This is a genomic window from Gardnerella vaginalis ATCC 14018 = JCM 11026, assembly GCF_001042655.1.
Lineage (GTDB): Bacteria > Actinomycetota > Actinomycetes > Actinomycetales > Bifidobacteriaceae > Bifidobacterium > Bifidobacterium vaginale.
Map to the genome: position 1 here is coordinate 1,299,397 of NZ_AP012332.1, position 17,151 is coordinate 1,316,547.

At 42.0% G+C, this 17,151-nt stretch carries 6 protein-coding genes; all 6 read right to left on the reverse strand.

From position 1 onward, the window contains the following. Window positions 1-624: 624 nt before the first annotated feature. The 6 genes from GAVG_RS07580 to GAVG_RS05085 all read right to left on the reverse strand — a co-directional run bounded on the left by GAVG_RS07580 (window position 625) and on the right by GAVG_RS05085 (window position 16,896). Window positions 625-3,972 (reverse strand): GA module-containing protein, encoded by a 3,348-nt coding sequence (locus GAVG_RS07580; RefSeq protein ID WP_009993840.1) that lies wholly within the window; start codon window positions 3,970-3,972, stop codon window positions 625-627. A gap of 96 nt (window positions 3,973-4,068) precedes the next feature. After that, window positions 4,069-6,438 (reverse strand): GA module, encoded by a 2,370-nt coding sequence (locus tag GAVG_RS07585; RefSeq protein WP_331709004.1) that lies wholly within the window; start codon window positions 6,436-6,438, stop codon window positions 4,069-4,071. Beyond that, window positions 6,398-6,559 carry a hypothetical protein gene (locus tag GAVG_RS07590; RefSeq protein WP_004114498.1) on the reverse strand — a complete coding sequence of 54 codons (162 nt, stop codon included), beginning with the start codon at window positions 6,557-6,559 and terminating at the stop codon, window positions 6,398-6,400. The genes GAVG_RS07585 and GAVG_RS07590 overlap by 41 nt, the downstream gene beginning before the upstream one ends. Before the next feature lie 496 nt (window positions 6,560-7,055). Continuing rightward, window positions 7,056-7,727, reverse strand: a complete 672-nt coding sequence (locus GAVG_RS05075) for a GNAT family N-acetyltransferase (RefSeq protein WP_013399735.1) — start codon at window positions 7,725-7,727, stop codon at window positions 7,056-7,058. An 87-nt stretch (window positions 7,728-7,814) separates the two neighbouring features. Then, entirely contained in the window at window positions 7,815-11,987 is a 4,173-nt protein-coding gene (locus tag GAVG_RS05080) for an ATP-dependent helicase (RefSeq protein ID WP_009993950.1), read from the reverse strand. Continuing rightward, window positions 11,980-16,896 carry a PD-(D/E)XK nuclease family protein gene (locus GAVG_RS05085; RefSeq protein ID WP_009993949.1) on the reverse strand — a complete coding sequence of 1,639 codons (4,917 nt, stop codon included), beginning with the start codon at window positions 16,894-16,896 and terminating at the stop codon, window positions 11,980-11,982. The genes GAVG_RS05080 and GAVG_RS05085 overlap by 8 nt, the downstream gene beginning before the upstream one ends. Window positions 16,897-17,151: the final 255 nt, after the last annotated feature.

A 17,151-nucleotide genomic window follows, 5' to 3' on the forward strand; every position in this document is an offset into this window, starting at 1 on the left:
TCTCCTTATCTGTTGTTGAAGCGAGGGCTGGGTGTTTCTTGTCTCACAACGCTCTGCCTCTTACGTGTAGTTTGTTGTTGCGGTTGTTCCGTTTTGTCTTTGATTTTGTTTTTGGGTTGAGGTTTGTTTGTAGTGGTGGCTCATTGGATTGTTTGGTATCGGCTGCCGCTCTTATATTGTTCGACCAAGAATCACCCAGCCCTCTTACATGCTAGGACTTTTGCGTATCTCGAATCTCCACCACACTTGACTCAGTCATGTAGTGCGATTGTACCTAATTTACGGCGTGTCGTTATACAAACGCACTACATAATTACATCAAGCTAGGTAGAGATTCGAGATTTTTTGCACTGAATGAGATGAACCTCAGCATCTTTGATGGTGATTCATCGAATGAAGAAGAAAAATCGAGAATCTCGGTGATAAAAGCCACGCAAAAGTTCTAGATATTCAGAAGGTTTGATGTATTTCTATACGAGCAATAAAAGAGGAGCGTAGCGACGGGAGTTGCGAGGAGAGAAATACTCAAACCTCGCGCAACACCAAATAGGAAATGTCGCGCGCTACGCTTTAAGCGCTTATGTAGGTCGTCGCGCGACGACCTACATAAGTAGCAACTAAACGCTAGTCGCGATTAGCGTGCATTGCGCGCATGCGACGAGTTACAAACGCTCCTCCAATTGCAGCAATCATAGTTGCCATCAATCCAGCAGTAGCAACGTCTGCGCCCGCAGCAACGCCTGCATTCCCGCGAGAACGCATGCCCTTTATAACGCGGCTGCGAACAGCTGCACGCACTTTTGCAGCATTGGCTTGAGCATCCGCAAGTGCCTTACGAGCATCCGCAAGCTTAACAGCAGCAGCGTCAACTTGCGCTTGTGTTGCGTGCGGATCTGCAGCAACGCGCTTAGCTTGTGCCAAAGCTTCGTCTAGCGTAGCAGCAGCCTGCTTAACTGCAGCATCCGCTTGCTTTACTTCTGGAGCGTTTTCTACAGCGTTGTTTACAGCCTTGTTGTCAACACCTGCATTTGCTGCGCCCGCAGTGCCAGTGCCCATTCCTGAGCCTGAAGATGTACCTGCACCACCCTGGGCGCCTGTAGCTGAGCCAGCGTTTGCGTTACCAGCTCCAGCATTGCCAGGCTTAGAATCAGTTTCAGCACTATCAATCTGAATGTTCAACTCGCCCTTATCTACAATAGTAGGCGCATTATCGTTCACACCATAACCTGCTTCAGAACCAGAACCAGCATTACCAGAACCAGCATTACCAGAACCAGCATTACCAGAACCAGTATTATCAGTTCCAGCACCAGTTCCGTCACCAGGAGTTGGCAGTGGACTTGGGGTTGGAGTTGGCTCTATTGGTTTCGTGCCATCAAGAGCTTTAGCAGCGTCTTGCAACTTCTTCAAAGCCGCATCCAAAGCCTTCTGCTTAGCTTCCTTTGTGCTAAGATCTGGCTGTTGAGTACCTTGACCAGGTTGTGCTTGCTGATCGGCAGCGCCAGTCAGCTTCTTGATTAATTCATTAGCTTCGCTCAAAGCTGTATCGAACGCAGTCTGCTTTTCTTTAGTAGAATACGTATACTTATCTGAGTTCTTAACCTTGTTGTTCTTATCAATCTCATCTTGCAAAGGCTTGGTGTTAACACCGTCCAAAGCAAGGCGAGCCTTAATAAGCTTGTCTAGAGCATCGTCAACAGCCTTCTGCTTTTGAGCTTCTTGATCAGGAGTAAGCGGAGTGGAAGTAGGCTTCTTAGCATCCTCATTATCACTGTTTGCTGTTTGCAAAGCAGCTTCTGCATCCTTCAGAGCCTTGTCAAACGCTTCCTTCTTATCTTTAGAAGAAGTGTTGTAAACAGAATCGCCTGGAGTCTTAGGATCAGTTTCGCTTGGCTTCAAGTTCTTGTCGGAGTCAATCTCCGCAGCAAGAGCATCGGTCTTAACGCCTGCACCCTTAACTGTGTTGTCAAGATCCTGCATTGCCTTAAGAAGATCCTTGTACAGCTCATTAACCTGATCCGCATCCTTAGGATCGCCCTTAGCTTTGTCAAGCACGGCACCAGCTGCAGTAGAGGCACCATCAAATGCCTTCTTCTTATTAGCGTCATTAGAATTCTTGTATGCATCGCCCTTAGCAAACTTATCCGCAATAACCTTCAACTCTTCAAGACGAGCCATAGCGTTATCGGTGTTGATTGCATTTGCGAGCGCATCGTCAATATCGTCAACACCAGTGTCTTTGCCTTTATCGTCAACGTGATTCTTTGCAGCTGTGCCGTTGATAATGTCTTTATACGCTTGCTTTTGCGCATTGTTCAAATGACCAAGCTTATCAATAGCAGCAAGAGCATCCGCAATCTTCTTTGCTTTCAGCGCGCGATCAGCAATACCCGTTGGGTCGCCAAGCTTTTTTGCATTGTTGATATCATCAATAGCCTTCTGCTTGTCAGCATCAGAAAGATTGCTTGCATTAATGCGCGCGATTTGCTCTTTCTTTTCGTTAGCAAGAGCATCCTTGTTTTCGTTCTCTTGCTGTTGTTTGTTGTTTTGCTGCGCGTTAGTCACCTGAGTGTTGATTTCTTTAAGCGCATCTTCAATCTTCACGCCATCAACAGCAGTCTTGATATCAGACGGCTTGGTTGCTTTGTTTACAGTGTCTTTAGCACCATTGATTGCAGTCTTGGCAGCTTCAACCTTCTGCTTAACAGCTTCTTTCTGAGTCTCATTCAAGCCATTTTCAGCGTCGGTCAGCTGCTGCAAAAGCGCATCAAGCTTGGCAAGACCAGAATTCTTAGCATTTTCTTCGTTAATTGCGTTCTGGCGCTTGGCTGTGTCAAGAGCATTCTTAATCTCTTCTGCGGTGGCAGCAGGATTCGTCTTTGCAAGAGCAGTTTCCAAATCGGTGAGCGTTGAATCCTTACCCGACTTTGTACCGAGCAACTCGTTAAGAGCAGCATCATCGGCGTGGGTTGTATCGGTTTTACCCTCAGCACCCGTACCATGATCAAGGAATGGTAACTCATCCTTAATAGCTTTGCGAGCAGCATTTCGAGCTTGAGCTTCGTTAACAATCTGCTGAACTTCTTCAGGAGTCTTAGCACCAGACTTGGAAGTATCACCACTCTTCCCATTCAGCTTTTCCTTGAGCTTATCCTTTTCATCTTGAGTTAAATCACTAAGACCATCAATAGTGTCGTTAGCACTCTTCTTATCCTTAGTGGTTTGCTCTTCTTGCTTCTTTTCGCGCTCCTTCTTATCCTTTTCTTTTTGCTCGTTTTCGCGCTTTTCCTTTTCTTCTTTTTCCTTCTTCTTAATGTCTTCAGGCTTTACATTATTCTTACCAGCCTGATCATTAGCCTGCTTGAGGATATTCTGAATCTGCTCCTTTGTAGTAGCATTTTCAATCTGCTTCTTGTAATCTTCCTTCTGCTTATCAGTAAGCTTTGGATTACGATTAATAAGCTCCTTCGCCTGCTCTTTAAACTTCTTGAGATCATCAGCAGATGGGGTTGAGGTTTGATCCTTAGGCTTAGGAGTAAACAAATCAGCTTTCTTAATTCGAATCAGTTCTTCCGCATGACTATCGGTAGAGCCTGCTTTCCAGCCGCGAACAACTAAATCACCACTAGAATCAATACCAACACTCGTCACACCACCTGCTTGCTTATCTCCAGTGTAAATATTCAAACCGGATGTTCCAGCAGCAGGAGTTAAGTTATATGTGTTTGCATTGTTGCCAGAAAGAACAGTAGCACTCTTAGAATAAGCATTCGCGAGCTTTGACCAGTCAGTCGTCGTATAGTTCTTCTTCAAGAACTGCTCTACAACAATCTTCTTGTAATCATCATCAGTTAAATCACCCTCGTGATCCAACGTCAACTTCTCAAAATTGTACGTATACTCAACTGGCTTTGGCTTCTGATAATCAGCAATCTTCTTGATAAGCTCACGAAGAGCTTTCTCATTATTCATGCCATCAATATCTGTGTCAGTAGCTTTTAGAGTGGTTATAGCATCATCTGTTAACTCTCCAGCTTGCTTTCGCTGGTCACGAAGCTGCTTAGCAAGCTATTTCAATTTTTCAACGGTGTTGTCCGTAGGAGTCTGGCTTCCACTATTTGGAGCATACAAATCATCTGCTGAAATAATAAATAATGGGGTCTCAGTTGATACGTCAATATTAGCGTCATCCTGGTCTGCATACTGATAACCAGTAACTGTTAATCCATTATCACTATTTACACTAATTGATGTGACTCTTCCATTACCATTGTTATATGGTTCAAGATTTGTTGTACCGGCTTTCGCTGTCCAGTTTTTACCAACAGCTACGTTACTAGTAACACTTGCTAATTCTTGTTCAGTCCAACCAGTGTAATTATCTTTAACAAACTGCTTTAATGCTTTAGCAGCTTCTTGAGGCTTTACATCAGAAACCTTGGATTCATTAATTTGAGTCTTAGTAACAAAATATTTATAAGTATTTTTGTTGTTGTTAGGGTCAGTATCAGTCTTGCTCGTAGGCGTCTGCTGCGTAGGATTCTGGGTACCAGTTCCAGTTACCTCCTTTTTATAGAAGATTCCGATTGGATAAACCTTATCCTCATATCCATCAGCCTTGAAAGTCACGGTACCATCCGCAATACTAATCGTTGCAGATGTTATAGTCACAGACTTACTAGGATCGTTCGCATCTTTTGCAGTACGACCCTTTAACTGATTTTGAAGTGTTGTAATTAAACCTGGAGCAACAGTAGCATGCTTATCAAATGGATCAAATTTTACCTGAGCAGGTGCATCCGGCAAATCAACCGTGAACGTCTTCTTTTCTTCAGCTGGCTTTGGAGTTGGCGGCTTTGGAGTAGGAGTTTGCTCAGCAGCCTTTTGCTTTAGGAATTGCCAAGAAGGAATCTCTGTTGTTGAACCGTCTGCCCAGGTGATGATGGCATTCTTGAAGTCTTTATCAAAGCTTACAGGAGTTTTATCGTCTTTCTTAGCTGCAATATAGACATCCAAGTCAGCGTTTGCTTTATCGAAAGCATCGGTTACTTGCTTTTTCTCCGTGTCAGTCAATTTTGAAAGATTCTCAACCTCAATCGCATCCGGCACAACGTAAGGCGCCCAGTCGGAGATTTTTGGTCCTTGTAACACCAAATCTGTAGAAGGAATAGTAAGCTCTGATCCATCAGCATAAGTAACTTTTGCGCTGCCGTCTTCTTGAACGCGAATTTCATACTGACTATTAGTTTGCTTCACATGCTTCAAGAACTCGTTTGGAGATGAACCACCATTAGCATCAATAATCGCTTGACGAATTTTAGTTTTTTCATCAGAAGTAAGATTCTTCAAATTCACTACAGGCGTGCGCTCAGGCATGACTGGCTTGTACTTATCTTTATCAGTCTCGTCTTTAGAAACAAGCAAGCTAGCTGGCATAGTGCGAGTCGTCTTATCTTTAAAGGTGATAGTTGCAGAGCCGTCCTTATTCACAACAACACCATTATCAGCAACTAATTCTTTGAAGTACTTGGTGTTTTCATTCGCTTTTGTGATTTTTTCTTTAATTGCTTTCTGTTCCGCATCCTGCAAATTAGAAGGATCCTTAACCTTCGTAACCTCTGGATACACAAGCTTCAAATGGTCCGCAATCTTTGGAGTATTGTGCTTTTGACCAACAGCATAGTGCCAGTTACCAGCAAAACGATACACGCCAGCAGCAAAACGAAGCGGATTCTCATCGCGCTTCTGCCAAGCATCATCCGTCATCTCGCCAACGTAAGTCATGTCATAGAAGCGCTGACCTGCCGACTCCCAGTCTACAAAAATGCCCTGTAAGCCGTCGGTTTCCTTCTGATAATCACCCCACTGACCCTCAGTATTTCCAGCGTTATCGTAACTTCCGCCATTAAGACCAAGCAGCTGCTTCCACCCCTTATTTGCAAGCACATTTTGCTCATCAAAGTAGAAGTTGGAGATGCTTTTCCACTGCTTTGGAGTAGGATATGTTTTCTTAGACACAACGCCGTAGCCGTTTGTATCTGTAAACGTAAACTGCGAAGAGCCAGTTGGCACAAACGGCTGATTTCCGCGCTGATTTGTTAGTTTTTCAACGCGCGTATACGTAATATTTTGAACGTTCTTCAAGCCTTTTGGAACGCCATACCACCACATTGGGCGGAATCGCCAATCGTCAGCTGCGCCGTCTTTTTTGGCACAATTAGAAAGATAATGAACGCGAACAAACTTTCCAAGCGGGTCTTTACCTTCATCCTTGCCCGCCTGAGCATGCTCAAGAGTATCGTAATAATCCACTTCTATGTGGAAACGAGCTTCTGTATAACTTGCGTCTGTTTTATAACCGTAATAAATGTTGTTGCCAGTGCCGTCTACATAACCGTCAGCATAGGCAGGTGAGGAAACGAATACCCCCCCCCCCAAGCACCATTGCGCCAGTCAACATTGCAGCGCAAACGCTCTTTGAAAGAACTGGCTGAGAATCAGCCCCAACACCAGAATTAACGCCAGAATAGTGCTTAACTACACGAATCTTCTTAGACATACTCTTACTCCATCATCTTGTTTTTGAATTCTGTTCAAACCAAATCACAAAATTCATATAATAAAGTAAAGCAAATTCTACTAATTGTTATATACAATTTAAGATTAATTTGTATGATGAATTTTATGCGATTAACGCGCGCAACACACAAAAATCTCGATGATGAAAATCACGCAATTGTTCAAGCAAGTAAGAGGGCTGGGTGATTCTTGGTCGAACAGTATAAGAGCGGCAGCCGATAGTAAACAACACACTGGCTCACGCCTACAAACAAACTTAAACCAAAAAACAAAACAAAAAAGTCAAATCGGAACAACCGCAACAACAGAATACACGTAAGAGGCAGAGCGTTGTGCGAATCGACGACTTCGAGCTGCATAATGCGCGAGAAGTCACTTCGATTCGCTGAGCCACTTAAGTGTAAAGTCCACTGGACTTTATTCTTGAGCCAAATCACGCTTTGAAGGAGCTTGAAATGCGTTATGCAATTTCAAGCTCAGTCAAAGCGCTTGGTGCGGTTTACAAACGGCTCACCCGAATATATGTACAAGTCCTCAACGAGGTCTTTTACGCGGTTCGCATACTTCTCATGATCCTTTTTAGCCCACGTAGCATCTCGCCTAAGCCCGTGATAATCGTAGAAACTAACATCGCAAGCCGTATCTGTGTGCAAAAAGTAGCGATTCACTCCGCGGCTGCGCAAATGTTGCATTGTGCGCTTCCACAATCCGCCACCGACTCCGTGCCCGCGAGCGTCTGGAGAAACAATAAAAAGCTCCAACTCTGCCTGAGTCAAGTCGTTAATATGGCTCATCGCCTCTAACTTGCGCTCAATCTGGCCCATGCCAATCGCAGAATCCAACGCTTTTGCGTGCGAAGAATCGCCTTTAATAGCCATCTTTGCTTCTTGCTCTTCTAGCATCTTCTTAACTTGCTTAAACAGCACTTTATCTCCGTACACGCGCGCAAGCAAAAGTCCCATAAATTTGCCGTTTATCGTTGCAACAGTTCCAAACGTGGATGGCTCTAAATAGTGCAGCACGAATCGCCTAGAAAGATTGCGCGAAGCGTCTGCTCCAACAGCATTCGCAATCCCCCATGTGCGCTCGTATTCTTCTATGATTGCGTCAATGTCGTTAATTTTAACTGGACGAAACTCAACCGTCATTTTGTCCTTCTTTTACTTTTACTAACTTTACTTTTACTAACTTAAATCGGCTTATATTCTACTTTTAGATTATCAAAAAAGTTGATTTTAAAAAGACGCTTCACTCAAAATTTCGTCGCGCGTTTTACACAATGCGTGAATCTCGCGATTTTCCGCACGCGCCTCGCTAACGTAGTAAAGAGTGGCGTCAATGCATCTTAAATCAACGTTTGTTGCGCGCGCTAGCAGCATCCTATACCAGTCGAGCTGCTCTAGTTTTAGGCGAATATCTTCCGCGCTTTTTGGCCGCTTTCCCGTCTTCCAGTCAACGATTGTGTAGAGTTTTGTAGTATCGCTAGCGTCTAGTCCTCCTGCAAAAACAGCATCCAAAGTGCCGTTGATGATTCTATTTGCAAATTCCGTATTATCGATTTGCATTAAAATCGGCATTTCTGCAGCTAGCGGCACTCGTTTTGCCCAACGCGATTCTATAAGCCGTTGCTTCCATTGATTTAATGCGCAGCTTTGCGAATCTGAATCTTTGCAACTTTGATTAAAATCATCTATAACTTTTTGTCTGTTTTCAGGCGTTTTTTCTAACGATATTCCATGTTTTACAATGTTTTTCCACTCGTAGCATTCACAAGATTCGCTCGGTGTTGCTGAGTCTACAAACTGTTGCGCCCAAGCGTGGAATTTTGTGCCCAGGTTTGCATCTATTGAAGGAATGGACGGGATTGGTCTAATGCAAGCCAATAGATTGTTGTAAACGCTTGTTTTTGCATTTTGTGCGATTTTACTTATTTTTTGCAACGATGTTACGTTTAGTCTTGATCCGCTAGATATTTTATTCACTTTTTCGGCTAATTCTTCTAGCGAATAGTCGCAGTCATTTTGTGATGTTAAGTCCGCGTCTTGTATGAAAATTTTTGCCTTATAGAGCAACGATTTAGGGTTTGTGTTTATGGATGAATCGTATACGGATTCTAAATCAGAATCGCAGTTTTCTACGAGTTTTGCTGATTCTATTAAGGATTTTTCTATAGTACTGCTCAACGTACAAGGCCATTTAAGTGTTGGCTCTAAACTTGATGAGTCAGACTGAGGCGCGATTTTGCTAAATTCTGCAGCAAATTCCTGAGCATCGTCTCCAGCTATAAAACCGAAAACATCCTGTTCTTCATATTCTTCAGATTCTTTCGATTCTGTTTTATTTTCCTCATTTGAATCACAGCGTTGGACTTTGATAGCTCCATTGAGATTTTTAATAGCATTTATTGATTCGTTAAGAAACACTGACGCACTGCGCTTTCTGCCACTTTGAGCGCTATCTCCAGATGTAGCTGATCCTGTTAAAAGAGCAGCGAACTTTGCGCGCGTAAGAGCAACATACATAAGGTGACGCTCATCCATGTGAAGCTGAATTCCGCGCTCCTCACTTTGCGTAAATGGCATAGAATCAACGTTTTGCTGGGATTTATACGCGTTATACACGCGGCGCGTTTCTTCGCTCAAAAAATCGCCAGAATCCGAAGAATCGCAAGAATCTACTTCTTTAACTGCCTCCGCAAAATCGCACAAAGCTTTGATTCTATCTGGCTTAATCTCGTCAAAAATCTTTTGCACACTATCTAAACTTTGCATTGCTTTTTCTGGGTGCATTGCCTCCGCGCGCGTGACTGTATGCGGAAAATGCGGCAAAATGTTGGCATCCACGCGCAATGCGCAAGGCACGCTTGCACCAAACTCAATCGGTATGCGAGCGCTAGCCTGCCCATTATCATCAACTTTTAGCGAATCTCCTTGATTACTTGGAAAAGCGCCCTCATTTAGACCAACTACAGCAACAGCAGGCCATTGCAATCCTTTGGATTGGTGAACTGTCATTAGCACGACTTGCGCTGGTTCTGTTTGAGACGAAGATGAAACAGAGGATCCTGACTGAGAATCAAGATTTTTTGCTGAGTCAATCCAGCTTATTAGTCCGCGCAAACTTACGTCCTGCCACTCGCCCATTTCCTGAATATATGTTTCTACAATTGCATTTAGAGAATCTAACACACTACGCATGTCGTCCAGCATGATTTGGTTGCTAAAATCCTTGTATTTTAAGGCAGACCCCACTGCTGTATCTATGTCTACATTAAGAGCTTGAACAGCGGCTTGCATTACGTTTGTTAGCGAGTTTCTTTGTATGCCTTCTACATTATGTAGGATTTTACTAAGTCTTTTTACTGCATCAAATCCTCCAATGCTAAGTTTTTGCTGCATTTGATTAACCCACTGGTCGTTTTTTGTGGAAAAATCACGCATTATTAGGTCTGCTAAATAAACTCCGCCATAAATATTTATGACTTGCCCAGATATTTCCCCACTATTCGCCTTGTTTCTAAGATTGCGAACGGCAGAATCCCACTGACTTTTAGGAAGATCTGCTTCTAATAATCCTGCCGACGAGTAAATGTTGTAAAGATATTCCGTGTTGGCGCTATTTGCGATTGCAGCTAATGCCCCCAAATCATCGGTAGATAGCGCAAAACGAGGTGTGGCTAGAAGTCGCATAAGTGAGTTTGAGTCGCTGTGATCTTGCACTACTTTTAGGAGGCTTAACACATCTTTAACTGCTGGCTTTTCGATTAACGATGAGTATCCTACTATGCTTGTTCTTATACCTGCTGATTCTAATTTTTCAGCATATTTTGGCATATTTGCTTTACTTCTAAAAAGAATTGCAAGTTGCGGCTCAAGCGGATTTTCGCCATATTTTTCAACGATTTTCTTAGCGAATCGCACTACTGCATCAATTTCTTCTGCCTGAGATGGCATAAATAGCGCTGCAATCGTGCCATTTGATGCATCCTCTTTTGGCTTTAAAGTTTCTACTTGCACTTCGCGATCGTCAATGCTGCTAAATCTACGACTTGCGTTTTGCGTTGAATTATCGCCATTTTCTCCGCGCATCGGCTCAGTTAGTGCGTTTGCAACTTTTAGTATAAAAAGCGAGTTTCTGCGTGTAACAGTTAGCGAATATTTGTTTTGTTTGTTTATATTAAAGTCTTGTTCAAATTTGCAGAAAGCTCCTGTAGACGCTCCTCTAAACGAGTAGATTGCTTGGAATGGGTCTCCTACTGCCATAACGTGTGTACGCTTTGACGCCGCAAAATCGCCATCATTATCGCCACCATTCTCCGCATCATTCTCCGCATCATTCTCCGCATGAAACAGCGTATTTATAAGCATTGCTTGCGTTGTAGAAGTATCTTGATATTCGTCTAAAAGAACTTGCGAATATTGATTCCTGTATTGCGCACAAATCGAAGGAAAATGTGTAACCAAATAGTAGGCTGCGATTGTAAAATCGCTAAATTGTGCCATGTTTACGCGCTTTTTTTCAGCGTCAAATTGCAAAACAAGATCTAACAGTATGTCTCTTTTTACACATGAGTTGTATAGGTTCACGCAAAGTTGCAAGCATGAATCATCCCAATATTTTTCGTATTTTTTACACGCTTGTTTAAATTTTTCTGAAGATGTTTTTGTAACGTCTTCCGCACTCATTCCAGCAGTTTTTTTGACTTTTTTGTATTTTGGTATTGCTGGTGATTTAGCAGGTAATGGCGATTCGACTTTCTTGTTTCCTATGACATTTTTTAAGTGTTCTGCAAACTCGTTATTCCACTCTCGTATTTTTTGTACTGCTTGAGGCACACTGGAACAAGTGTTTCCTTGCGCATCTACACCTATCATTGAGCATGATATTTCAGCACAAAGTTTCATAACATCTGAACATAACGTGTCAAAATCATATAATTTGTTTAAATTTTTATTGTGATTTTGTGGATTATCTAAATATTTTCCGATTATACTTTTTATGATTTCCATCGCGCCAGCATCGCTTAATGGCATTGTGTTTTGATTAAAGCCAACCAAAAGCCCGTATCTTCTTACGATTGATTGAAAGAACGCGTCGTACGTCATCACTTCTGGCTTTAAGAATGACTTTGCGCCATTTGCACCGCTTGCACTCACCTCTGCAGAAACGCGACTTAGCAATTCCGCAGCCGCCTTATTTGTAAAGGTTAATCCCAATATGGACTCTGGCGGAACTTTGCTTTTAATTAAATGTATTACGCGGCGAGTCATAGTGTATGTTTTGCCGCTGCCAGCTCCAGCAACTATTAGAACGTCCTGATTAATCGGCGCTTCTATAACGTTTTTTTGCTCTAAACTTGGAGCACTATTAGGCGTGGATTTTACGGCGTTAACGTTGTTATTATTCATTTTTACCTTCAATCATTTCGTAAACCGTGTCCACTTTTCCAGCGCAACCAGGACATACATCTAAACATCTGCAATGATTTTTATGGTCTGCTTTTGGCTCAACAACAAAACTGGTTGACTTAACAGCAGAAGCAGCAAAGAATACTCGAGATATCATCATAAGAGACCATTTTGTTCTCATAGGCAGGTTTACAAAATCCGACCACGCATTCTGGCTCACACCGTCCGCAGGATTTTGCGCATCAATATCTGGAAGCTCGTAAAGACGATTATCATCCGCATACCTGTATCGACTTATCAGTCCTTTAGTGCTCAACGCGCCATCAGCATCAAACAAAGACGGCTGACAAATGTTTTCTGCAACACCATTATCTTGCGCAGGAGAATCTTTGTATACAACGTGAAACAGCGCACTTCGCGCGATTTTTGTATGCTTAAACTTAAGCAATTGTTTAACGTCTTCAACGTTTTCGTTACAAAACACAATCCCAAGCTGATAGCAGATAAGTTGTAAATCGTTAAACACCTGCTGCGTTTTAGGAACTTTTCCTGTTTTATAGTCGATTAAGCGAATTTGTTCCGTATTGTCATTTAACTTTCTAATTTCCATGCGGTCAATTCGACCTTGAATCCTCACTCGCAAATCGCTAGACGCGCCATTTTGCCATCCACCTACTAAGAATCCCATTATTGAATAAAGATCTTCCAAGCTTGTTTGCGTTTTAGACGCACGATTATAGGCGTTTAAAATATCGTCGAATCCAAAAGTGGCATTTATATTGCACTCGCAATAAGCATGTTCAAGATTCCCCAAATCGACGTCTGCAATTGTAGGTTTTGCAGACTTCGACCTTTCTAACGCTGGTAAAATATCAGTAACCACACCGTCTTCATCTTTTTTTGCCATAATCGGGTAGTTTGATCCAGTTAAAGAACCTACAAAATATTGAGCAATCGTATAAAGCGCTCGTCGAACATTTAAATCATTTTTTATAAAACGATATCGGTCTTTTACGTCTGAAATATTGGAATCGCTTGGGCAAATCGAATAATAATGCTCAATCATAGTGTTTGCAACATCTTCAATAGCCTTTTTTTGTAAAGCGCTTATAGATTCAAACGAAAAATCAAAGTCAGGAAATTCGCTAACTTTGTTATTTTTAATCGCAGCAAACGCTTGCAATTGTGGATATTTTTCGCGTAAATACTCGTTGTCTAAATGCTCATCTTGACTTGCCCATCTAGCAGTTTCGTGAATAAGCGTGCCGAATTGTGCTGCCGTTCCTCCACGTGTAGGACCTGCAAATTTTCGTTCTAAAAGACAACAGACTGGACATGACCAAAGACTATCCACCATTGATGGAGATAGTGTGACTAAGTTTGATTTTGATTCGTTTTCAATAGATTTCTCTTCGGTCTTAGAACCGTAATTTTTACGAATAAAATCCCAATTTTCTGGATTTGCCGAATCCACTCCATTATTTTTCAAAAGATTCAACGCTGTTAAAGCATCTTTAACAGTAGGATTTTCGTCTAAGTTGTGACTATTTTCTGATTCATATATTGCACGCGCTATTTGTGTTCGCGCCGAAGCAACAAGCCCTCTAGGATCCGCATCCATTACAGCAAAATCTTCACAGAAATCAGTGTATTCACTACTTCCATCCGCATTACGCCAATATATTTCTGGCAAATAGTAGTAGAGAAAATCAGAAGGAACACAATCATCACTATTAACCGCGCTTATAAATAGATGACGGTTGGCGCGCGTAATCGCCATTAAAAAGCTTCGCTGCTCTCCAGTAAAAATCGCTTGTCTATCGTTTACGCAAATTCCAGTAGGATTAGCGTATTCATCTAATAATGATGATTTTTTAGAATTATTAGATTTAAGGTTTACTGAGCCGAAAATCCTATTATTTAACACCATGTTTACTAGAGTTTCTGACCCAAACATTGTGCTTCTAGCCGCAGTATTTGGCCAAACTCGCTGCTGTACGGCTGGAATCCACACATAATCCCAGCGAGAACCAACCGAGCCAGACGGAGTTGTGAGCGTTACAGAATCAGGAGCAGGAGCAACACTGGCAAGAGAATCAGCTTCAATTTCCATTTGACGAACTTGATCAATAAACTGTGTGATTGTTGGTGCCGCTGCATAATAGTCGCCAGCAACCGACGACTCGTAATAATCCGCACGCGAATCTATGTAATTAAACGAATTAGCATACTCAAATAATCGCATAGCAGCATCTAGTCTATCGTTTGCAAGACGACCTTCATCGTTGTTTTTAAGCGCTTGAATCTGCCACTTTTTAGCGCAATTACAAAGATTCCACGCCTGCCCAAGTATGTAACTAGCCTCGTTTGTTTCACTATTTTGAATTTTTGCTAAATCTTGTTTTAAAATCTTAGACAGTTTAGACGTGATTTTAAAAACGCGCATTAAAGTACGAAGATGAACACTGTTTGGGCGCATTTTTTGCAAAACAGAAAAAATTTCTGTAGTTTGATCAGATTGAGTTTGGTTAGCTGGTGACTTATCAGCTGGTGACTTATCCAATAAATCAGAATCGCAGGAATCAACACTAAAATCATCACAATCCATTGATTTATCAATAGCACAACTATCAATAAGCGCTTTAATTATCAGAAGATAGCAGGAATCAACACTAAATCGCGTGGAATTAGGGTTTGGATTTGAATCAAAAATACGATTGTCGAAGTTAAAATTAGCATCCAAACCATCATTCTTAGAATCAGTCTTGTTTAAAAGCTGATTTTGCAGTAAATCCCACTGTCTTATAAGAACGCTAAGAGGGGAATTTTCCTTAGATGTAACCATGTCACTAAGAGAGACAATGGAACGCATAAGCGCTTCTACAGCACTTAAATCAGCACAATTATAATTATCTGAATCTATCAGGGGACTATCCATTATGGTTTTTATGCGACTTTTCACAAAACGCGCAATCGAAGAAATAGTGCGAGTTCCTAAAGATACGTCTTTAGCTAAATTATCCACGCTATTTTGGCTAAATTGCGCCAATTCAATAAGCGCAAACAATGCTTTTATAAACGGCTCTTCCCTGAGAGCGCGAGTAACGGACGAGTATCGCACAGGAACACCATCTTTGCGAAGTCGCTCGCCAAAAGCACGAACAGTAGCATTATCGTGAGCAATCACAGCCATATTTTTCCACGGGATTTTGTGATCTAAGTGAGCGCGTTTTATTTGCCAAATAACACAATCCATTTCTTCGCGCGCAGTACGATACAAGTCGCCAGAAACCGAAGAATTTTCTGTTTCTTGCGAATTTGATTCGATTTTTTCTATAGGAAAAGCGCCTTGAATATTTGCCATTTTCCAAGCCCTGCGGGCGATAGGCGTTGGCGTTGGCATAAGCGAAGGGATTGAAAGCGAAACCCTAGATGAAAAAAGACTCAGTGGAATTGAGCGACTATTTTGTTTTAGCAAATCTGAAGTATTTGAAGAATCTACATAGTCATTGGAATCATTGGGATCATTGGGATCATTGTAAGACTCAGCTACACCGTCAATCCTATAGTCACAAATTTTAAGTACCGCTGCTTGCATAACACCATGCTGAGCAGCTTCAACCACATAATCTGGGTATGATCCACGGAAGGATTGCACAGATTCGTCTGGGTTTGCCGTTAAAACAATACGAACGCCCAAACTAGATAGAGACTCAAGAAATGCAAGTCCAGCAAGTGTTACATCATGAAAATCATCTACCACCAAAAGACGTGGAAGTGAACATTTAAGCGCAAATAATTCTTTAGAAAAATCCTTTGAAGAGTCAGCTGAATAGTCGCAAGCAACCGACGATTCTTCTGTATTATCATCATATAAACTCTTAAAAATCTCATTCAAAATTTGAACACCGTTAGCCAAAAGTTTAGAAGAATCTAATCTAAAAGCATTTGGATATTTTTTCCGCACACAATCCGCATACTGACTACGAAGTGCAAAAGCCAAATTCCATTGCACACGCAAACGATTAGCAATGCTAGAAGATTGCAAATCCGCCTGCAAAGTTGCAAGCAAATCGGAACTAGAGCCGGATTGCAAATGCGACTGAAAATTAAGGCTATTTAATATTTGCAACTCTGCAGATTCGCTTACAATTCCCATTTCGTCTAACCGAGCGAGCATATCGCGAAGTTGATGAATGAAAGCACTATTTATTGGCAAATCCTGAGTATTTTGAGCATTATAAGCATTATGTGCATTCCGATAATCTGTAGAGTCGAACGAATCCATAAGATTATCACTGTTTTGCAACTGCGATATTACGTAAATCCAAGAATCATGTGATTTATAATCACCATCTTGCAAAGATTTAGAATACTCTCCAGAAAAATAATCGTTAAAAAGCGAGCAGATTTTGCAATCACCGCTATCGCCTTGCAAAACATGATTAACATGCATTCGCACTATTTCGCGAAGAATCGCATCTTGTTCAGCGCCGTTAAGCAATTTAGGAGAGGGCATTCCAAAAAGCTTATTTCGTGCGGAAATCAGGCTGAATGCAAAAGCGGAAAGAGTGCCAACTGGACGAGACTGGTATGAAACACCAAGATTGCTTATTACGTAGTTAGACATGCGTGCGGCAGTTGCACGATTCTGAGCTGCGGCGATAGCAAAATCAGTGCGAATCGCATATTTGAGTAAAAGCTGTACGGCTTCATCGTATTTAGAGTCCTGCGTATTCTTCCAATTAGCTCGCAAACCGCATAGAAGAGCGTTTAGAGCGAAACTTGACTTTCCAGAATTTGGAGCGCCAAACACCAACAAAACATTGGTGTGACGTTCGCTGGTGTTTTTAAGACTGCCATCAAGCAACGATTGAACAGCATCTAGCGCAGAATCTTCCGTACACATAAACACAATTCTATCAACTGGCTTGCGTTTGTATGTAACCTCGTAGTGCGATTGTACCAAAAAATGCCCAAATTAGATACAATCGCACTACAGCTTTATGTAGTGTGATTGTATAGAGACACGCCGTAAATCAGGTACAAACGCACTACATGGCAGGTCATGTCGTTCGCACGGATTAGCCGTGCGAACGACTTCGCCGCCGTAGAAGCACACCGTGCTTCTACGCTAAGCGGCTCAGCGAGTCGAGGTGATTTC

Excerpts from the sequence above, each read along its gene's own strand:
- GAVG_RS07580 (WP_009993840.1), bottom strand. The coding sequence starts at position 3,972 with ATGAATAATGAGAAAGCTCTTCGTGAGCTTATCAAGAAGATTGCTGAT.
- GAVG_RS07590 (WP_004114498.1), bottom strand. The coding sequence starts at position 6,559 with ATGTCTAAGAAGATTCGTGTAGTTAAGCACTATTCTGGCGTTAATTCT.
- GAVG_RS05075 (WP_013399735.1), bottom strand. The coding sequence starts at position 7,727 with ATGACGGTTGAGTTTCGTCCAGTTAAAATTAACGACATTGACGCAATC.
- GAVG_RS05080 (WP_009993950.1), bottom strand. The coding sequence starts at position 11,987 with ATGAATAATAACAACGTTAACGCCGTAAAATCCACGCCTAATAGTGCT.
- GAVG_RS05085 (WP_009993949.1), bottom strand. The coding sequence starts at position 16,896 with ATGTGTACGGAAGATTCTGCGCTAGATGCTGTTCAATCGTTGCTTGAT.